We start from the raw sequence: 18,790 nt of genomic DNA on the forward strand, positions 1-18,790 counted from the left end.
TGAGGAGAAGCACCATGGGCAAGACCCTGGCCGAGAAGATCTGGGAAGAGCACGTCGTCCGCCGCCACGAAGGTGAGCCGGATCTGCTCTACATCGATCTGCACCTGATCCACGAAGTCACGAGTCCGCAGGCCTTTGACGGCCTCCGGATCGCTGGCCGTCCGGTACGTCGTCCTGACCTCACGTTGGCGACCGAGGACCACAACATCCCGACGACCGATCTCGACAAGCCGATCGCCGACCTGGTGTCCCGCACCCAGGTCGAGACGCTTCGCCGCAACTGCGCCGAGTTCGGCGTCCGACTGCACCCCATGGGTGACATCGACCAGGGCATCGTGCACGTCGTCGGACCGCAGCTGGGTCTGACTCAGCCGGGCATGACGATCGTCTGCGGTGACTCGCACACCTCGACGCACGGCGCGTTCGGCTCGATCGCCTTCGGCATCGGCACTTCCGAGGTCGAGCACGTGCTCGCGACACAGTCGCTGTCGCAGGCCAAGCCCAAGATGATGGCCGTCGACGTCGTCGGCGACCTGCCGACCGGCTCGACCGCCAAGGACCTGATCCTGGCGCTCATCACGCAGGAGACCACCGGTGGCGGCCAGGGCTACATCGTGGAGTACCGCGGCGACGCAATCCGTGCGCTGTCGATGGAAGCCCGCATGACGATCTGCAACATGTCGATCGAGTGGGGCGCGAAGGCCGGACTCATCGCACCCGACCAGGTGACGTACGACTACCTCGAGGGTCGCCCCAACGCGCCCGTGGGTGGTGACTGGGATGCCGCGGTCGCGCACTGGGACAGCCTGGTGACCGACGAAGACGCCGAGTTCGACAAGGTCATCACGATCGACGCCTCGACCATCACGCCGTTCGTCACGTGGGGGACCAACCCCGGCCAGGGCGTGCCGCTGTCGGGCAACGTTCCGGACCCCGCCTCGTTCGAGGACGACAACGAGCGGATCGCTGCCGAGAACGCCCTGCGGTACATGGGGCTCGAGGCCGGTACGCCGATGAAGGACATCAAGGTCGACACGGTCTTCATCGGATCGTGCACCAACGGTCGGATCGAGGACCTGCGGGTCGCGGCCGCCCTGATGGAGGGCCACAAGGTCGCCGACGACACCCGCATCCTGGTCGTGCCGGGATCGGTCCGCGTACGTCTGCAGGCCGAGCAGGAAGGCCTCGACGTGATCTTCAAGGACGCTGGCGCCGAGTGGCGCGGCGCGGGCTGCTCGATGTGCCTGGGCATGAACCCCGACCAGCTGATGGTGGGGGAGCGTGCGGCCTCGACGTCCAACCGCAACTTCGAAGGACGCCAGGGCAAGGGCGGCCGTACGCACCTCGTGTCGCCCGACGTCGCGGTGGCCACCGGAATCCTCGGCCACCTGGCCGGACCGGCCGACCTGGCCCAGCTCGAGAAGGCAGGAGCCTGATCATGGAGAAGTTCTCCTCGCACACTGGAGTCGGAGCGCCGCTGCGGCGCAGCAACGTCGACACCGACCAGATCATCCCTGCGGTGTGGCTCAAGAAGGTCACCCGCGACGGCTTCGAGGAAGGTCTGTTCTCGGCCTGGCGAAGCGACCCGGCCTTCGTGCTCAACCAAGACGCGTACAAGGACGCCACGGTGCTGGTCGCCGGTCCCGACTTCGGCACCGGCTCGTCCCGCGAGCACGCCGTCTGGGCGCTGCAGAACTATGGCTTCAAGGTCGTCATCTCGCCGCGCTTCGGTGACATCTTCCGGGGCAACTCCGGCAAGGCCGGGCTGCTGGCCGCCGAGGTCGACGACAAGGTCGTCCAGCGGCTGTGGGACTACCTCGACGAGAACCCGGGTGGGTCGATCACGATCGATCTCGAGTCGCGCACGGTCAAGGCCGGCGAGGGCGCCGATGCGATCGAGGACTCTTTCACGATCGACGACTACACCCGCTGGCGTCTGCTCGAGGGCCTGGACGACATCGGTATCACGCTGGGCCACGCGGCGGACATCGAGACGTACGAGGCCACCCGCCCCAGCTTCAAACCCGCCACCCTCTAACGCACGGGTCATTTTTCGCCCCCGCCGGGGGCGAAAAATGACCCGTCAGCGTTAGTTCCAGATCTTGATGGACGTCACGGTGGTGCCGTCGGTCTCGACGAACACGCGCTGACCCACGCGCAGGTGCCGGATGTGCTCGGCCAGCGACGAGGCGGGGAACTCCAGTGGCATGCCCTCGTCGGTCAGGAGCTTTCCGCTCCGGGTGGTCTGGTCGAAGGTCGCGACGGTGCCCTGCATGGCAGTCACCCTAGTGCTGAGCCGAAGGATTAGGCTCGCGCCCATGGTGAGACGTCCCGTGCCCACGACCGTCCGGGTCATCAGATTCTTCCTCAGGCCACTGCTGATGCTGGTGACGAGGCGGGACTGGCAAGGCATGGAGCACCTGCCGGACGGCGGATTCGTGCTCGCGCCCAACCACATCTCGCACCTCGACCCGTTCCTGATCTCGCACTTCATGCTGGACAACGGCATCGCGCCGCAGTTCCTCGCCAAGGACACGCTGGTCGGCGCCAAAGGATACGGCTGGATCCTGCGGTCCGCCGAGCAGATCCCGGTCTACCGCGACACCGAAGGCGCTGCCGAGTCGCTGCGCGCGGCGGCAACGGCCGTCGAAGCCGGTCGGGTCGTCACGATCTACCCCGAGGGCACGATCACCCGAGACCCGGCTGCCTGGCCCATGAGCGGCCGCACGGGAGCCGTACGCGTCGCACTGATGACCGGGCGGCCATTGGTGCCGCTGATGCAGTGGGGGCCCCAGGAGATCCTGTGGCCGTATGCCAAACGGGTCCGGCTGTTCCCCCGCGCGACGATCCACATCCGAGTCGGTGCGCCGATCGACCTGACCGACTTCGCCGACCAGGAGGTCACCGAGCAGGTGCTCCACGACGCGACCGACCGACTGATGAACACGCTGAGTGCCATGATGTCCGAAGTGCGTGGTGAGGTCCCCTCGACACCTCGCATCGATGTGCATACCTTGGGCAAGCCGAAGACCAACTACAAGTGATTGGAATCGTGAATGGCGCAGACAGCCGTGATGGGCGCAGGATCCTGGGGCACGGCATTCGCGATGGTGCTGGCCGACGCCGGCAACGACGTACGCCTGTGGGGTCGCCGGCCTGAGCTCTGTGAAGCCATCAACACGACCCACCAGAACCCCGACTACCTCCCCGGCGTCGAGCTGCCGAAGGTCATCACGGCTACCTCCGACCCGGCCGAGGCAATGGCTGGTGCCGAGATCGTGGTCCTGGCCGTCCCGTCCCAGCAGCTCCGCGCCAACCTCGAGTCGTGGAGCGAGCACGTGCCGCCCGACGCGATCTTCGTGAGCCTCATGAAGGGCGTCGAGCTCGGCACCCACAAGCGGATGAGCGAGGTCATCGCCGAGATCACCGGCGCTGGTCCCGAGCGTATTGCGGTCGTCTCCGGCCCCAACCTGGCCCGGGAGATCGCCAACCGCGAGCCCGCTGCCAGTGTCGTGGCGTGCGTCGACCAGGCCGTCTCCGAACGGCTGCAGAAGGCGTGTCACACCGCGTCGTTCCGCCCGTACTCCATGACCGACGTGATCGGCTGCGAGCTGGCTGGCACCGCCAAGAACATCATCGGGCTCGCGGTCGGCGTGTGCGTCGGTCTGGGCTACGGCGACAACACCAAGGCCTCGGTCATCACCCGCGGTCTGGCCGAGACCGCGCGCCTCGGCGCCGCGATCGGCGCCGACCCCGTGACGTTCATGGGCCTGGCCGGCATGGGTGACCTGGTCGCAACCTGCTCGTCGCCGCTGTCACGCAACCGTACGTTCGGCGAGAAGCTCGGCCAGGGCATGACCGTCGCCGAGGTCGCGGCGCAGACCAATCAGGTCGCCGAAGGCGTCAAGTCCTGCGTGTCGGTCAGTGAGCTCGCCAAGCTCCACGGCGTCGAGATGCCGATCGTCGAGCACGTCGCGGCATTGATCGCGGGCGAGCTGAGCCCCGCCGACCTGGTGTCGAGACTGATCTCGCGGCAGGCCAAGCCCGAGACGGTCTAGGCGAACGCCGCGAGTGCGGTCTGGATGTCGAGCCAGAGGTCCTCGACGTCCTCGATGCCGACCGAGAACCGGATCAGGCCCTCGGGCACGCTCTCGGGCTCTCCGGCGTGGCGGCGGCGACGTTCCCACGTCGACTCGACGCCACCGAGGCTCGTCGCGTACGTGATGACGTCGCTCTGCTCGGTCATCTTCTGCGCGACCGCGGCGCCGCCGACGACTTCGAACGCGATGATCGTGCCGAATCCGGGGTAGCGGGAGTACACGACGCGGTCCGAGGCCGATAGTCGTTTGTGCAGCTCGCGAGCGTTGGCCTCGGCCCGGTCCAGCCGCACGTGGAGCGTCCGCATGCCACGTGTTGCGAGCCAGGTCTCCATGGCCCCCGGGATTGCGCCGAGCACGCTGCGCCGTTTCTCGATGGCGGCGTACGCCCGATCGCTGTTGGTCACGACGGCACCGAGGATCACGTCGCTGTGCCCGGAAAGCAGCTTCGAGGCCGAGTGCACGACGAAGTCCGCGCCCTGCTCGAGCGGCTTCTGGCGCAGGGGAGTGGCGAAGGTGTTGTCGACCGCGACCGCGGTGCCGCCTGCGGATGCGGCCTGCGCGATCGCCGCGATGTCGGCGATTTCGAGAGCAGGATTGGTCGGAGACTCGATCCACACCAGCGCAGCACCCTCGCAGGCGTCGACGACCTGCTGGGTGTTGTCGATGTCGACGAGCCTGAGCTCGATCAGTCCGCGCCGGGCGCGTTCCTTCAGCTGGTTGATCGTGCCGTAGTACGCATGCCTCGGCGCCACCACGGCAGCTCTGCCGGGCACCAGGTCGAACAGCGCCGTCGTGGCAGCGATGCCCGAGGCGAAGGCCAGCGCCCGACCGCCTTCGAGCGCGCCGAGCACCGCCTCGAACGACTCCCAGGTGGGATTACCGTGGCGGCCGTATTCCGAGGCGCCACCGGGCACCAGCGCGCTGGCGAGCGTGATGGGCGTGTTGAGTGGTCCCCCCGGGACCCGGTTCGGACGCCCAGCACCGACGGCAATGGTCGAGGGCGAAAGTTCGTGTCCGTGCATGAAGACATCATGCCTTGACCGGTATCGTGCTCGGCAATGAGCCTCTCGGTGGACACTTCAGTCGGTAGACCGCGCCTTGCCGTCATTTTTGGCGGCCGTTCCAGTGAGCATGGCGTCTCGTGCCTCACTGCTCGCGAGGTGATCGCGGCGATCGACGGCGAACGGTACGACATCCGGCCGATCGGGATCACTCGTGACGGGCGCTGGGTCGAGGAGACCGCCGAGTGGCCTGATCTCCTGGCCGGCCAGCTCCCGGAGGTGCGCGCCGACCGTCCGGCGTTCCGGTGGGAGGAGCTCGGAGACTTCGACGCGGTGTTCCCCCTCCTGCACGGTCCGTGGGGCGAGGACGGCACGATCCAGGGCCTGCTCGAGATGGCCGACGTGCGGTACGTCGGCGCCGGGGTGCTGTCCAGCGCTGTCAGCATGGACAAGCCGTTCACCAAGACGGTGTTCTCCGCGGCCGGCCTGCCCCAGATCCCGTACGTCACGGTGCTGCCATGGCAGTGGAAGCGCGAGCGCGACCGGGTCGAGGCGCGGATCCGCGCCCTGGGGCTGCCGATCTTCGTCAAGCCCGCACGCGCCGGGTCCAGCTCGGGCGTCACGATGGTCGAGACGTGGAGCGAGCTCGACGTCGCGATCGGCAAGGCCCGGGAGTTCGACCCCAAGGTCATCGTCGAGGCCGCAGCTCTGGGCAAACGCGAGCTCGAGTGCGCCGTGATGCAGCAGCCCGACGGCAAACCCGTCGCGAGCGTCGTCGGCGAGATCACGGTCGCCGCGGAGTCGAGCCACGAGTTCTACGACTTCGAGGCGAAGTACCTCGACGGCACGAGTCTCAACGTCGTGCCCGCCGACATCTCCGAGACGCTGCGCGAACGTATTCGCACGTACGCGGTGCAGGCCTTCGAGGCGGTCGGTTGCGAGGGCCTGGCGCGCGTGGACTTCTTCTCGACCGACGACGGGTTGGTCATCAACGAGATCAACACGATGCCCGGCTTCACGCCGTACTCGATGTTCCCCGTGCTGTGGGAGGCCAGCGGTGTCTCCTACCCCGAGCTGGTGGACCGGCTGATCCAGCTCGCGCTGCACCGCGACAAAGGTCTTCGCTAGGTCACACGCAGGGCTGGACGACGGGATCGTGCCGTGCGACGAAGTCTGCGAGGTCGGCCAGGGCATCGGCCTCGGGGTCGTAGTCGTGCGGCACCTCGACGCTGACGAAGTACTCCCGGCCGATCGTGGTGAACAGGTAGCCGTCAGCGGTCGACTCCGTGAACCAACCGACGTCGTTGATCATGTCGCAGCGAGCGGCCGGCCCGAGCTCGCGCGGCTTCTCGACACCGCACCTCAGGATGATCGCGGGATCGCCCCATGCCGCAGCGTTGCCGTCACGGACGAGTCGGTTCTTCTGTCCGGCCACGGTCAGCGGGTGATCGGCCACCAGGGCCTTGCAGTTGACCGAGGTGCCGCTCTCGGTCGGGTAGTCGTCGACCGACAGTGTCGATCCGCAGGACGCGAGCAGCATCGAGCCCAGCAGGGCTGCTGCCAGGGGTGCGCGCTTCACGCCTCAGATACGGACGATGGGGCAGGTCAGCGTGCGGGTGATACCGGGAACGTTCTGGATCTGGGTCACGACCAGCGCGCCCAGCTCGTCGACGCTGGGGCCCTCGGCCCGCACGATGACGTCGTAGGGACCAGTGACGTCCTCAGCGAGCGTGACGCCCGCGATGGCCGCGATGGCCGTGGCGACGTCGGCGGCCTTGCCGACCTCGGTCTGGACGAGGATGTATGCCTGCACAGCCATCGAGAACCCCTTTGTTTGACCGGACTGTGCCACGCTACCTGATGCGGATGACCGGGTGGTCCGGTGGCTGCGACACAATGCCTTCATGGCGACCACAGCGGGGGACGAGCCCACGATCGGCGATGTCGGAGAGTTCGGACTGATCGACCAGGTCCGCGCCCAGATCGGCGACAACCGCTACGTTCTGCTCGGCTCGGGGGACGATGCGGCCCACATCTCGACCAATGACGGGTCGTACATCGTGTCGACCGATCTGCTGATCGAGGGCCGCCACTTTCGCCGCGACTGGTCCTCCGCGCACGACATCGGGCGCAAGGCCGCGGCATGCAACCTGTCGGACCTCAACGCGATGGGTGGGGTCGCGACAGCCCTGACCCTGGGGTTCGGCGCTCCGGCCGACCTGCCGGTGTCGTGGGTCCTGGAGATGGTCCGCGGCTTCGAGGAGGAGTGCGCCAACGTCGGCGCCCACATCGTCGGCGGTGATGTCACGGCCTCGGACAAGATCGTCCTGGCCGTCACCGCGATGGGTGATGTCGCGCGGCCCGTGCTGCGGTCTGGTGCACTCCCGGGTGATGTGGTCGCGTACGCCGGGACGCTCGGACTCGCGGGTGCTGGCTACGCGACGCTGAGCAGGGGGTTCCGTTCGCCGAAGGCCGCGGTCGAGGCGCATCGCGTGCCACACCCGCCGTACGCCGCCGGCCCGCAGGCAGCGGCGGCCGGCGCGACCGCGATGACCGATGTCAGCGACGGGCTGCTCGCGGACCTGGCGCACGTCGCCGATGCCAGCGGCGTGTCGATCGACCTCGAGTCTGCGGCCTTCGACATCCCGACTCCGGTGGCGACGGTCAGTGAGGCGCTCGGCGCCGACGCGCTCTCATTCATGCTGACCGGTGGCGACGACTACGCCCTCGTCGCGACCTTCAGTTCGCAGGGACCCCTGCCGAGCGGGTGGACCCGGATCGGCACGGTGGCGGATGGTCGCGGCGTGACGGTGGACGGATCGACGTTCGACGGCCCGACCGGGCACCAGCACTTCCGCTAGGGCCGGGATCTCAGACCCAGTACCTCCGCTTGGGGATGTCGGCCAGGCCCGGAACAACCGACTCGAGGACGCCGCCGTTGGCCTGGATGACCTTGGCTGAGGCGACGTTGTCGTCGTCGCACGTCACGAGGATGTGCTCGACACCGCGGTCCCGGAGGATCAGGACGGCCTGCCGAAGGATCTCGGTCGCGTAGCCCCGACCACGGAACTGTGGACGGACGGCATAGCCGACGTGCCCGCCGAGGGTGCTCAGGAAGTCGTTGAGCTCGTAGCGGATGGAGCACCGTCCGACGACGACACCATCGACGTCGGCAACCAGGTCGGCGTTGGCGACGAAGTCCGCCGGCAGCCCCAGGCCGTCCTCCCAGCCGTGCACGAGATCGACGTAGGCCGGCCAGCCGATGTCGGGATGAAGTCGGTACGACCACGAGCGGCGCTCTGCCTCGAACTCGGCGACAGCCGCCGTGATGTCGGGCTCGTCGGTGAGTGCGAGCCGGCGCAGGATGAGCCGGCCCGGCGGTGATGTCACCATGACTCGAAGGCTAGTGGCATCGCCGCCGGCTCGTGCTCAGCGGATCGTCGCGAACGGCTGCGCCGCCTCGAGCTCGTACGCGATCTCCAGAAGCGTCTGCTCGTCACCGTGATCGGCCGAGAAGTGCACGCCGATCGGCATGTCGGCCGATGACCGGCCCAGCGGCAGTGAGATGGCCGGGCCGCCTGAGGCGTTGTTGAGCGGGGTGAACGCGGCGTACTGGATCAGCCGGTCGAACATGACGGGGAAGTCGACGGCGGGGGACAGGTAGCCGAGCTCGGGCGTCGCGAAGCCCAGCGTCGGGGACATGATCAGGTCGACGTCGGCGAATGCGGCGCGATAGCGCTGCTCCGAACGCTTGAGGCCCCGGATCGCCCCGGGTGTCCGCCATGCCTGCCGGATGAACTTGCGGGCCAGTCCTCGGGTCAGCGGGTCCGTCAGGGTCTTGTCGAAGTCCGGACCCATGACCTTCTTGCCGAAGTGCTGGGTCGAGAACGCCAGAAGTCCCCAGTAGTGCTTGAAGTCCGCCATGAACGCCTGGTCGACCGGCAGCTCGACCTCGACGACCTCGTGGCCCAGCCCGCCGAGCAGATCGGACGTGGCGAGCACGGCCTTGCGGCTGTCTTCGTCGGTCGGGACCCCGGTGACGGAGTCGACGATCAGCCCGATGCGCAGACGGCGGTCCGACGGGCCCTCCACCAGCCCAAGGGGTCGCAGGCCAGCGGCCGGCAGGTACGCCTGGGTCGCCGCGAGGAAGTGCGCCGTGTCGCGAACCGTCCGAGTCACGACGCCGTTGGAGACGATGTCGACCGGCAGCTTGGCGGCCTCGACGGCCGGCACGACCCGGTCGCGGGTGGGCTTGAGCCCCACGAGTCCGCAGGCGGCGGCCGGGATGCGGATCGAGCCGCCCCCGTCGTTGGCATGCGCGATGGGCACGACTCCCGCCGCGACCAGCGCTGCGGAGCCGCCTGAGGACGCGCCGGCGGAGTATCCCGTGTTCCACGGGTTGCGGGTCGGGGGGAGAGTCTCGTACTCGGTCGTGGCGTTGAAGCCGAACTCCGGCATCGTCGACTTGCCCAGCACCGTCAGGCCGGCCGACAGGAATTGATCCGTGAACGGCGCGTTCGCGACGGCGGGCCGGGAGTTGACCGCGAGCGATCCCTGGTCCGTCGGTAGGCCCGCGACGTCGGTGTTGTCCTTGACGAACGTTGGTACGCCCGAGAAGGCACCCGTCGCAGGCCGATCGGCAGCGCTGCGGGCGCGGTCGAAATCAGGGTGCTGGATCGCGTTGAGCGCAGGGTTGACGCGCTCGGCACGGGCTATCGCAGCCTCGGTGGCTTCGCGCGCACTGATCTCGCCCGCGGCAATGGCAACGGCGACCCCGACAGCGTCGAGGTCGCCGAGTGCATCATCGCCAAAGGCATGGACACGGGTGGTCATCTCGTTGTTCACGAGATGACTCTAGGGTCAATTCGCTGGTTGGACCAGCGAAACGACTAACGTGAGACTTTGCCGGCCTTGAGGCAGCCGGTGCACACGTTGACCCGCTGGGGGGTCCCGTTGATCACAGCGCGAACGCGCTGGATGTTGGGATCGAACCGACGCTTCGTGCGTCGGTGCGAGTGGGAAACGTTGTGGCCGAAGCCGGGTCCCTTGGCGCACACATCACAGACCGCAGCCACGGCGAACTCCTGAACATTGAGACTTCACGAACAAATGGGGGTGCCCTCGTGACCCGATGGGTCCAGATGACAACTGCTCAAGAATAGCGGACGAACCGACGCAGACGCGAATCAGCCCGACTGGTCACCTGTGGGGGAGGTTCGGACCGATAGCCTCCCCCCATGGGCCTCACCCTCAACTCCACGGCATTCCGGGCGTGGACCCAGCTGTGTGCTGGCGCTCTCGCCTCGGCACGCGCCGAGATCGACGCTCTCAACGTCTTCCCGGTCCCCGACAGCGACACCGGCACCAACGCCTACCTGACCTTCGTCTCCGGCGCCGATGCCGTCGCCGCGACTGGTGCCGACGAGCCGATGTCCGCCGTGGTCAAGGCGTACGTCGACGGGTTGCTGACCGGCGCCAAGGGCAACACCGGGGTGATCCTCTCGCAGCTCGTGCGGGCGTGCTTCAAGGATCTTGACCTCGAAGGTGGCGAGATCACCGCCGCCGACGTCGCCCGTTCGTTCGCGGCCGCCTCCGACGCCGCGTGGGCGGCCGTCGGCGCGCCCGTCGAGGGCACGATCCTGTCGGTAGCGAAGGCTGCTGCGCACGGTGCCACGGAGTCAGCCGAGGCCGGGGTCGACGGACGCACAGTCTTCGGCAAGGCCGCCCGTGCTGCCCGCGAGGCATTGGCCCGCACCCCGCAGCAGATGCCCCTGCTGGCTCGTGCCGGGGTCGTGGACGCCGGCGGGCGGGCCCTGGTCGTCGTCCTCGACGCCACCGAGCAGGCGCTGACCGGTCGGGTGCCCGAGCGGGCGAGCAGCCATGTCCCCGTGCCGATCGTGGTTGCCGGCGACGACCTCAGCGCGGACGGTCCGTCCTACGAAGTCATGTACCTCCTCGAGGCCGACGACGATCGCATCGCCGAGCTGCGCGCCGCCCTGATGCCACTGGGTGACTCCCTTGTCGTCGTGGGAGGAGAGAGGCTCTGGAACGTCCATGTCCACGTCGACGACGTCGGCGCGGCGATCGAGGCCGGCATCGGCGTCGGACGGCCCTACCGGATCGCGGTGACCCACTTCGCCGATCAGATCGCTCGGGCCCCGCGTTCGGGTCGCGTCGTGATCTCCGCAACGACCGGAGTCGGCCTCACGGCGCTGTGCCGGGAGGCGGGCGCACAGACCCTGGAGTTCACCCGCGAGCATCCGCTGACGATCGCCGAGATGAGCGCCTCGCTGCGTGAGGCGGGCGCTGACGAGGTCATCGTGCTGCCCAACAATCAGCGCTACGTCCGGCAGTTCGAGGCCGCCGCCCAGGCCGCCCGCCAGGACGGTGTGCGGGTCGCGGTCATCCCCACCTACGCGCAGGTCCAGGGGCTCGCGGCGCTCGCGGTGCACGATCCGGGCCTGGCCTTCGACGAGGTCGTCGTGGCGATGTCGAGCGCCGCTGCGCACACCCAGCACGGTGCGGTGACGGTCGCGACCGAGCCGGGCATGACGATGGTCGGGCCGTGCGAGGTCGGTGACGTCCTGGGCGTCGTGGCCGGTGACTTCGCGGTCGTGGGCCAGGACGTTCTCGCGGTCGCGTACGACGTCATCGACCGCATCCTGTCCCCGGCCGGTGAGATGCTGACCGTCGTGGTGGGTGAGGGCGTGGAGGGCGGCATCGAGGAGTCGATCTCGGCCCACCTCCGTACGCTGCGCCCCGACGTCGACCTCGTGGTCTACGACGGGGGCCAGGAGAACTATCCGCTGTTCATCGCGGTCGAGTGATGGTCGACCTGTCGACCAAGCTCGTCAACGTCCTGGGGGACAAGACGACCAAGCCGCTCACCAAGGCGTTCGACATGCTGGTCGTGGAAGACCTGTTGCGCCACTACCCGCGCCGTTACGCCGAGCTCGGCAAGCTGACCGACCTGTCGGGTCTTGAGGTCGGTCAGCACGTCACGATCATGGCGCGGGTCGCGTCGGTCAAGAACTACTCGTTCGGCCCGGGCGGCCGCCGCACCCGCACCGAGGTCGTCGTGACGGACGGCACGGGTCAGCTGACCCTGACGTTCTTCCAGCAGGCCTGGCGACTCAAGTCGATGGAGGAGGGCTCGCTTGGCCTTGCGGCGGGTGTCGTGAGCGAGTTCAACCGCAAGTTGCAGCTGACCCACCCCGACTGGGAGCCGCTCACCGAGGCTGACGATCCGACCGAGAGCTCGCGGCTCAGTCGCGGCATCATCCCGCTCTATCGCGCAACCGCCAAGATGCCCTCGTGGAAGATCGAGCAGTGCATCGGGATGTGCCTGGACGCGATCGGGCCGCTCGATGATCCGCTGCCCGGCCAGGTGCGCACGGAGCGTGGGTTCTTCGACCTGAGCGGCTCGTTCGAGGCGATCCACCGTCCGCGCAACACCGCCGACTGGCAGGGCGCGCGCGACCGTTTCCGGTTCGAGGAGGCGTTCGTGGTGCAGACGATCTTCGCGCAGCGCCGCCGACAACTGGAGCATGAACGGGCCGCATCGCGACCCGTCGTCACGGGTGGGATCCGCGAGCGGTTCGAGGCCCAGCTGCCGTTCGAGCTGACGGCGGGTCAGCAGGAGGTCGTCGCCGAGGTATCCGCAGACCTCGGACGTACCCACCCGATGCACCGTCTGCTGCAGGGCGAGGTCGGCTCCGGCAAGACCATCGTGGCGCTGATCGCGATGCTGCAGGTCGTAGATGCGGGCGCCCAGGCGGCGCTCCTCGCACCGACCGAGGTCCTGGCGTCCCAGCACTTCCGCGGCATCACCGCGATGCTGGGCGACCTCGCCAAGGGCGGCATGATCGGTGGCGCCGACGGTGCCACCCGGGTGCGCCTGCTGACCGGCTCGCAGGGCGCCAAGGCGCGCAAGGAGTCGCTCCTGGACGCAGCCTCGGGCGAGGCCGGGATCGTGATCGGCACACATGCACTGATCCAGGACCACGTGCAGTTCGCCGAGCTCGGCCTCCTGGTCGTGGACGAGCAGCACCGGTTCGGTGTCGAGCAGCGGGCGGCCCTGGTCGACCGGGCCGAGGTCACGCCGCACGTGCTGGTCATGACCGCGACGCCGATCCCACGCACCATCGCGATGTCGGTGTTCGGCGATCTCGAGGTGTCGACCCTGCGTGAGCTGCCGGCCGGTCGGCAACCGATCCAGACGACCGTCGTCCCGTACGCCGAGCGCCCCGCGTGGCTCGAGCGTGGGTGGCAACGAGTGCGCGAGGAGGTCGCCAAGGGCCGCCAGGCGTACGTCGTGGTGTCCCGCATCGGTGACAGCGACGATGGCGAGGAGAAGGACACCCGGTCCCTGGTCGAGCTGCACGAGGAGCTCGCGGGCGGCGTGCTGCACGGCCTCCGCCTCGGTAGCCTGCACGGACGCATGTCTGCCGACGACAAGGACGCCACGATGAACGCGTTCGCGCGCGGCGACGTTGATGTCCTGGTCGCGACCACCGTGGTCGAGGTCGGCGTCGACGTACCGAACGCGACAGTCATGGTCATCATGGACGCCGACCGCTTCGGCATGTCACAGCTGCACCAGCTGCGCGGTCGCGTGGGTCGCGGCTCCGAGGCCGGTCTCTGTCTGCTCGTCACGACGTCCGGGGACGACTCGCCCGCCCGCGAGCGGCTCGACGCGGTCGCCTCGACCTCGGACGGGTTCGAGCTGTCCCGGCTCGACGTCGAGCTGCGTCGCGAGGGCGACGTGCTGGGCGCCCGGCAGTCCGGCATCCGGTCAAGCCTCCGGCTGCTGTCGGTCGTCAAGGATGGCGAGATCATCGACGACGCGCGCCGCATCGCCGACTCCGTCGTGGAGGCCGATCCCGGTCTGGCGGCCCACCCGGCCCTGGCCGCCGCGGTGCACGACCTCGAGCATTCCGAGCGAGCCGACTACCTGGAGCGCACATGACCCGGATCATTGCGGGGCAGTACGGCGGACGACGGATCCAGACACCCAAGGGCGACGGCACCCGGCCGACCAGCGATCGTGTGCGCGAAGCGCTGTTCTCGTCGCTGGAGTCCGAGCTCGGCGGGTTCGTGGCCGAGCTGCGCGTGCTCGACCTGTTCGCGGGGTCCGGGGCACTGGGCCTCGAGGCCCTGTCGCGGGGGGCCGGCTCGGCACAGTTTGTCGAGTCCGATCCCAAGGCCGCGGCCGTGGTCAGGGCCAACGTCAAGGAGCTGGGCGCACCCGCCGCTGTCGCCCGCGTGACTGCGGAGCGCTATCTGCGGGACACTCCGGCCGAGGCATTCAGCCTGGTCTTCATCGATCCTCCGTACGCCCTGCCGACCGCTCAGGTTGCTGCGCTGGTGGCAACGATCAAGGCGTCGTGCGCTGCGCCGGAGGCCCTTTTCGTCGTCGAGCGCTCGACCCGTGATCCGTTCGTGTGGCCCGACGGGGTCGAGGGTCTGCGCAGCAAGAAGTACGGCGAGACGACCCTTTGGTACGGTCGCTGACATGACGAAGGTCGTATGCCCCGGTTCCTTCGACCCGGTGACCAATGGTCACCTCGACATCATCGAGCGGGCTGCGCGTCTGTTCGACGAGGTCGTGGTCGCGGTGCTCGTCAACGAGAACAAGCAGGGCCTGTTCACGATCCCGGAGCGGCTGGAGCTGCTCGAACGCGCCACGGCGCATCTGCCCAACGTCTCGACGGGGTCCTTCGGAGGGCTGCTCGTCGACTTCTGCAACGACAACGGTGCGACGGCGATCGTCAAGGGTCTGCGAGCCGTCACGGACTTCGACTACGAGCTGCAGATGGCGCAGATGAACAGCAGCCTGACCGAGGTCGACACAATCTTCATCCCGACGACCCCGGAGTACTCCTTCCTGGCCTCGAGCCTGGTCAAGGAGGTCGCCAAGCATGGCGGCGACGTGTCCAGGCTCGTTCCCGACTTCGTCCTGACCGAGCTCAAGACGAAGTACTCCTGAGCCGAGCCGTCTCAGTCCGGCAGCAGCGGCGCCGCGATGGGGTCGCGCCGCCCGATCTGGACGGCACGCTTCAGCGACGCTGACCCATATTTGCCGCGGACCGCGTCGATCGCGTCGTCCAGCTCGGCGCTGGCGGTGACGTCGAGGGGGAGCGCGAGCTGAGCCGGGCTGTCGTCGAGGGAACCGACCGAGACCCCGATCAGGGTGATGCCGCGCTCGGCAATCGTTGCCTGCCTCGATCGCAGGAGCTGTCGGGCGATGTCGAGCACCGTCAGGTTGTGAGCCGTCGGCCGGTCCAGCGTGTGCGAGCTGGTCGACCGGGTGAAGTCGCCGAACCGCAGCCGGATCGTGACGGTGCGTCCGGTGCGCCCAGCAGAACGCATGCGGCCCGTGACGCGGTCGACGAGCGTCAGGAGCGCGAGGTCCAGCTCGGCGGCGGAGTGCGGCCCGCGACCGATCGCCTGCTGGGCGCCCATTGAGTCGCGCTGCTTGCCGGCCACGACCGGGCGGGGGTCGCGGTTGTGCGCCAGGGCGTGCAGGTGGCGCCCTGCGCCGGGTCCGAGCAGCTGCACGAGCTCGATCTCGTAGAGGGCGGCGACATCACCGACCGTGACGATGCGGGCGTCCCGCAATTTTTGTGAGGTGACCGCGCCGACGCCCCACAGGCGCTCGACCGGCAGGGCGTGCAGGAAGGTGAGCTCGCTCTCGATCGGGACAACGAGCATGCCTTCGGGCTTGGACACCGCGCTGGCGACCTTCGCGAGATATTTGGTGCGGGCGACGCCGACCGAGATCGGCAGCCCGACCCGCTCGCGCACGTCGTGCCGCAACTGCTGGGCGATCGATGACGGCAGCCCGCGGATGCGCCGCAGCCCACCGACCTCCAGGAATGCCTCGTCGATCGACAGGCCCTCGACCAGTGGAGTCGTGTCGTGGAAGACGTCGAACACGTCGCGGCTGGCCTGCGTGTAGGCGTGCATGCGCGGCGGGACGACGACAGCGTCGGGACACACCCGCAGCGCCTGCTGCCCACCCATCGCGGTCCGCACACCGCGGGCCTTGGCCTCGTAGCTGGCCGCGAGAACGACTCCGCCCCCTACGATCACAGGGCGTCCGCGCAGCGATGGGTCGTCGCGCTGCTCGACCGACGCGTAGAACGCGTCGAGGTCGGCGTGCAGCACGGTGCCCTCGGACATACCTGCATGGTGTCACCGGGCACCGACACGGGCGATGCGATTGGCCTCGGTGTGGCCCCGCGGGTTACGATTTACGTCGGCCTGCTTGCGGGTCGAAGTTTTGTCGTGCACTTGAACGGATGGGCAAACGTGCTTTCGGGACCCTTGGTTTTCGATACCCACGCGATGGGTCGCAAACCGGGCGCCGAACGCACCCACACCCTGACGACTCCCGCGCCGGCAGAGATGGGACACGACGTCTACGCCGTGCCCGAGGGTTCCCCGATGGAGATCGAGCTCCGGCTCGACGTCATCATGGAAGGTGTCCTGGCAACAGGCACCGTCTCGGCACGTGCCGTGGGTGAATGTGTGCGATGCCTGGAACCGATCGACGAAGCTGTCGTGGTGGGATTCCAGGAGCTGTATCTCTTCGAGGCACCTTCTGACAAGGAAGAGGCCGAAGAGGAGGAGTTCTACCTCGAGGACGACCTGCTCGACCTCGAGACCGTCCTGCGGGACGCGGTGGTGCTTGCACTGCCGCACAACCCGTTGTGTGGTCCGGAGTGTCCGGGACTGTGCCCTGAATGTGGAGCGCGGCTTGCGGATGATCCAGAGCACACACACGGTGAGGCGATTGACCCGAGATGGGCATCGTTGAGCCAGCTGGCGGAGCAACCGGTCTCGCCAGCCGACCGATCAGTGTCGGACACCTCGTCCGACGACAGCAAGGAGTAGATCGTGGCAGTCCCGAAGAGGAAGATGTCGCGCAGCAACACGCGCCACCGTCGTTCGCAGTGGAAGACGACCGCCACGGCGATCGTCGACTGCGCCAACCCCGCGTGTGACTCGAAGGTGCAGCCGCACCACGCGTGCACCAAGTGCGGACAGTACGGAGCTCGCGGCGAGCGTCGCCAGGTCCTCTGATCGCTGCAGCAGCCAATGCTGATGCACTCCGCCAGGTCCTCGGAGTAGAGGACCTGGACGCGGGGCTGCTCCAGCATGCCCTGACCCACCGCTCGTACGCGTACGAGAACGGTGGTGTGCCCAACAACGAGCGCCTGGAGTTCCTGGGCGACTCGGTGCTTGGGGTCGTCGTCACCGACACGCTGTTCACCGAGCATCCCGAGCTCCCCGAGGGGCAGCTCGCGAAGCTGCGCGCCGCCGTCGTGAGTGCCAAGGCGCTCGCGGAGGTTGCGCGCACGCTCGGCATCGGCGACCACGTGCGCCTCGGGCGTGGCGAGGAGGCGACCGGCGGCCGCGACAAGGCGTCGATCCTGTCCGACACCGTCGAGGCCCTGCTGGGTGCGATCTATGTGCAGTTCGGCATCGAGCGCGCCGCCGAGGTCATCCACCGCGTGTTCGACCCCGTCATCGCGGTCGCCGCCGATCTGGGTGCCGGACTCGACTGGAAGACGTCGTTGCAGGAGATCACCGCCAACAACGACCTCGGCGTCCCGCACTACGTGCTCGAGGGCACCGGCCCCGACCACGACAAGTCGTTCACCGCTGAGGTCCACGTGGGGGAGCAGATCTACGGCGGCGGCACCGGCCGATCCAAGAAGGAAGCCGAGCAGATGGTCGCGGAGATCGCCTGGCGTGGCATCAACGCCGGCGTCGAGGTCGCGGTCACCGACCAGGTCTAGGCTCGACGCGTGCCAGAGCTTCCCGAGGTCGAGGTGGTACGCCTCGGCATTGCTTCCCACGTCGTCGGCCGAACCATCACCCGGGTCGTCGTCCACGACGTCCGCTCGGTGCGTCGTCACCCGCCCGGCGCGACCGACTTCGTCAACCGGCTCGAGGGACGCACCGTCGTCGGTGCAGCCCGGCGCGGCAAGTATCTGTGGCTGCAGCTCGACCACGGTGATGCCGTGCTGTGCCACCTCGGCATGAGTGGCCAGTTCCTGATCTCGGCGGCCGAGGCCGACAATCCGCGGCACCTGCGCATCACCCTGACGCTGGACGACGGCCGCGAGCTGCGGTTCGCCGACCAGCGGATCTTCGGCGGCATGGCGTTCAGCGAGGACGGAGCGGAGCTGCCCCCCGAGATCGCGCACATCGCGCGTGATCCGCTCGACCCACTGTTCGACCCCGCGGAGTTCGCAGCGAGGCTTCGCAAGCGCCAGACCGGCATCAAGCGCGCGATCCTCGACCAGACGCTGATCTCGGGTGTCGGCAACATCTACGCAGACGAGGCGTTGTGGCGCACGCCGCTGCACTACGCGCGGAACACCCGGCACCTGCGGACGCGGGAGGTCGAGGGCCTGCTGGTCCACATCGGGGAGGTCATGCTCGAGGCCCTGGCCCAGGGCGGCACGTCCTTCGATGCGCTCTACGTCAACGTCAACGGCAACAGCGGCTACTTCGACCGCTCACTGCAGGCGTACGGGCAGGAGGACCAGCCGTGCGAGCGATGCGGCACGCCGATCCGCCGGGACGCCTTCATGAACCGTTCGTCGTTCTGGTGCCCCACCTGCCAGCCCCGGCCGCGCAACGGCAAGTTCTGATGGTCCGGCGCGATAGCCTGCG

22 protein-coding genes are annotated in these 18,790 nt (G+C 68.3%); 14 read left to right on the plus strand and 8 right to left on the minus strand.

The window, feature by feature from the left end; genetic code table 11:
• The first annotated feature begins 14 nt into the window (after nucleotides 1-14).
• Both leuC and leuD read left to right on the plus strand, forming a co-directional pair.
• Complete coding sequence (gene leuC, locus C6I20_RS04720) at nucleotides 15-1,436, plus strand: 3-isopropylmalate dehydratase large subunit (protein WP_118394911.1); 1,422 nt, start codon at nucleotides 15-17, stop codon at nucleotides 1,434-1,436.
• A gap of 2 nt (nucleotides 1,437-1,438) precedes the next feature.
• Nucleotides 1,439-2,038 (plus strand): 3-isopropylmalate dehydratase small subunit, encoded by a 600-nt coding sequence (leuD, locus tag C6I20_RS04725; RefSeq protein WP_118394912.1) that lies wholly within the window; start codon nucleotides 1,439-1,441, stop codon nucleotides 2,036-2,038.
• A gap of 51 nt (nucleotides 2,039-2,089) precedes the next feature.
• Here the strand turns inward: leuD and C6I20_RS04730 are convergent, their stop codons facing one another.
• Nucleotides 2,090-2,275 carry a cold-shock protein gene (locus tag C6I20_RS04730; protein WP_174232942.1) on the minus strand — a complete coding sequence of 62 codons (186 nt, stop codon included), beginning with the start codon at nucleotides 2,273-2,275 and terminating at the stop codon, nucleotides 2,090-2,092.
• Nucleotides 2,276-2,318: 43 nt separating this feature from the next.
• Between C6I20_RS04730 and C6I20_RS04735 the strand changes: the two genes are divergently transcribed.
• Entirely contained in the window at nucleotides 2,319-3,044 is a 726-nt protein-coding gene (locus C6I20_RS04735) for a 1-acyl-sn-glycerol-3-phosphate acyltransferase (RefSeq protein WP_118394914.1), read from the plus strand.
• A 12-nt stretch (nucleotides 3,045-3,056) separates the two neighbouring features.
• Nucleotides 3,057-4,058 carry an NAD(P)H-dependent glycerol-3-phosphate dehydrogenase gene (locus C6I20_RS04740; protein WP_118394915.1) on the plus strand — a complete coding sequence of 334 codons (1,002 nt, stop codon included), beginning with the start codon at nucleotides 3,057-3,059 and terminating at the stop codon, nucleotides 4,056-4,058.
• Here C6I20_RS04740 and C6I20_RS04745 read toward each other — a convergent pair.
• Nucleotides 4,055-5,122: a PLP-dependent aspartate aminotransferase family protein gene (locus C6I20_RS04745; protein WP_118394916.1), complete on the minus strand. Its 1,068-nt coding sequence runs from the start codon at nucleotides 5,120-5,122 to the stop codon at nucleotides 4,055-4,057. The genes C6I20_RS04740 and C6I20_RS04745 overlap by 4 nt on opposite strands.
• Nucleotides 5,123-5,158: 36 nt before the next feature.
• On the opposite strand from C6I20_RS04745, the gene C6I20_RS04750 reads away from it, so the two are divergent.
• Entirely contained in the window at nucleotides 5,159-6,229 is a 1,071-nt protein-coding gene (locus C6I20_RS04750) for a D-alanine--D-alanine ligase family protein (RefSeq protein ID WP_118394917.1), read from the plus strand.
• Nucleotide 6,230: 1 nt separating this feature from the next.
• On the opposite strand, the gene C6I20_RS04755 is transcribed toward C6I20_RS04750, so the two are convergent.
• Nucleotides 6,231-6,680: a DUF3515 domain-containing protein gene (locus C6I20_RS04755; RefSeq protein WP_254052251.1), complete on the minus strand. Its 450-nt coding sequence runs from the start codon at nucleotides 6,678-6,680 to the stop codon at nucleotides 6,231-6,233.
• A gap of 3 nt (nucleotides 6,681-6,683) precedes the next feature.
• Nucleotides 6,684-6,920, minus strand: a complete 237-nt coding sequence (locus C6I20_RS04760; protein WP_118394918.1) for an Lrp/AsnC ligand binding domain-containing protein — start codon at nucleotides 6,918-6,920, stop codon at nucleotides 6,684-6,686.
• 85 nt (nucleotides 6,921-7,005) lie between these two features.
• Here C6I20_RS04760 and C6I20_RS04765 point away from each other — a divergent pair, with 85 nt between their 5' ends.
• Complete coding sequence (locus tag C6I20_RS04765) at nucleotides 7,006-7,962, plus strand: thiamine-phosphate kinase (RefSeq protein WP_118398595.1); 957 nt, start codon at nucleotides 7,006-7,008, stop codon at nucleotides 7,960-7,962.
• A 10-nt stretch (nucleotides 7,963-7,972) separates the two neighbouring features.
• Here the strand turns inward: C6I20_RS04765 and C6I20_RS04770 are convergent, their stop codons facing one another.
• From C6I20_RS04770 to rpmB, 3 genes are read right to left on the minus strand one after another with little or no spacing between them, the layout of a single operon-like run.
• Nucleotides 7,973-8,494, minus strand: coding sequence for a GNAT family N-acetyltransferase (locus C6I20_RS04770; protein ID WP_118394919.1), 522 nt, complete (start codon nucleotides 8,492-8,494; stop codon nucleotides 7,973-7,975).
• 36 nt (nucleotides 8,495-8,530) lie between these two features.
• Entirely contained in the window at nucleotides 8,531-9,946 is a 1,416-nt protein-coding gene (locus tag C6I20_RS04775) for an amidase (RefSeq protein ID WP_254052252.1), read from the minus strand.
• A gap of 44 nt (nucleotides 9,947-9,990) precedes the next feature.
• Nucleotides 9,991-10,176 carry a 50S ribosomal protein L28 gene (gene rpmB / locus C6I20_RS04780; protein ID WP_118394920.1) on the minus strand — a complete coding sequence of 62 codons (186 nt, stop codon included), beginning with the start codon at nucleotides 10,174-10,176 and terminating at the stop codon, nucleotides 9,991-9,993.
• Between the two features lie 162 nt (nucleotides 10,177-10,338).
• Here rpmB and C6I20_RS04785 point away from each other — a divergent pair, with 162 nt between their 5' ends.
• From C6I20_RS04785 to coaD, 4 genes are read left to right on the plus strand one after another with little or no spacing between them, the layout of a single operon-like run.
• On the plus strand, nucleotides 10,339-11,928 hold the full coding sequence (locus tag C6I20_RS04785) for a DAK2 domain-containing protein (protein ID WP_118394921.1): 1,590 nt from the start codon (nucleotides 10,339-10,341) through the stop codon (nucleotides 11,926-11,928).
• Nucleotides 11,928-14,069, plus strand: coding sequence for an ATP-dependent DNA helicase RecG (recG, locus tag C6I20_RS04790; protein ID WP_118394922.1), 2,142 nt, complete (start codon nucleotides 11,928-11,930; stop codon nucleotides 14,067-14,069). The genes C6I20_RS04785 and recG overlap by 1 nt, the downstream gene beginning before the upstream one ends.
• Nucleotides 14,066-14,614 carry a 16S rRNA (guanine(966)-N(2))-methyltransferase RsmD gene (gene rsmD, locus C6I20_RS04795; RefSeq protein ID WP_118394923.1) on the plus strand — a complete coding sequence of 183 codons (549 nt, stop codon included), beginning with the start codon at nucleotides 14,066-14,068 and terminating at the stop codon, nucleotides 14,612-14,614. The genes recG and rsmD overlap by 4 nt, the downstream gene beginning before the upstream one ends.
• Nucleotide 14,615: 1 nt before the next feature.
• Nucleotides 14,616-15,089 (plus strand): pantetheine-phosphate adenylyltransferase, encoded by a 474-nt coding sequence (coaD, locus tag C6I20_RS04800; protein WP_118394924.1) that lies wholly within the window; start codon nucleotides 14,616-14,618, stop codon nucleotides 15,087-15,089.
• A gap of 11 nt (nucleotides 15,090-15,100) precedes the next feature.
• Here the strand turns inward: coaD and dinB are convergent, their stop codons facing one another.
• Nucleotides 15,101-16,285: a DNA polymerase IV gene (gene dinB, locus C6I20_RS04805; protein ID WP_118394925.1), complete on the minus strand. Its 1,185-nt coding sequence runs from the start codon at nucleotides 16,283-16,285 to the stop codon at nucleotides 15,101-15,103.
• Between the two features lie 165 nt (nucleotides 16,286-16,450).
• Here dinB and C6I20_RS04810 point away from each other — a divergent pair, with 165 nt between their 5' ends.
• Genes C6I20_RS04810 through mutM form a run of 4 tightly spaced genes read left to right on the plus strand, consistent with a single transcriptional unit; the run spans nucleotide 16,451 to nucleotide 18,768 of the window.
• On the plus strand, nucleotides 16,451-16,999 hold the full coding sequence (locus C6I20_RS04810; RefSeq protein ID WP_118394926.1) for a DUF177 domain-containing protein: 549 nt from the start codon (nucleotides 16,451-16,453) through the stop codon (nucleotides 16,997-16,999).
• Between the two features lie 3 nt (nucleotides 17,000-17,002).
• Nucleotides 17,003-17,188: a 50S ribosomal protein L32 gene (rpmF, locus tag C6I20_RS04815; RefSeq protein ID WP_056607529.1), complete on the plus strand. Its 186-nt coding sequence runs from the start codon at nucleotides 17,003-17,005 to the stop codon at nucleotides 17,186-17,188.
• Nucleotides 17,185-17,907 (plus strand): ribonuclease III, encoded by a 723-nt coding sequence (gene rnc / locus C6I20_RS04820; protein WP_216823061.1) that lies wholly within the window; start codon nucleotides 17,185-17,187, stop codon nucleotides 17,905-17,907. The genes rpmF and rnc overlap by 4 nt, the downstream gene beginning before the upstream one ends.
• Before the next feature lie 9 nt (nucleotides 17,908-17,916).
• Entirely contained in the window at nucleotides 17,917-18,768 is an 852-nt protein-coding gene (gene mutM, locus C6I20_RS04825; protein WP_118394928.1) for a bifunctional DNA-formamidopyrimidine glycosylase/DNA-(apurinic or apyrimidinic site) lyase, read from the plus strand.
• Nucleotides 18,769-18,790: the final 22 nt, after the last annotated feature.

This window comes from Aeromicrobium sp. A1-2 (assembly GCF_003443875.1).
GTDB lineage: Bacteria > Actinomycetota > Actinomycetes > Propionibacteriales > Nocardioidaceae > Aeromicrobium.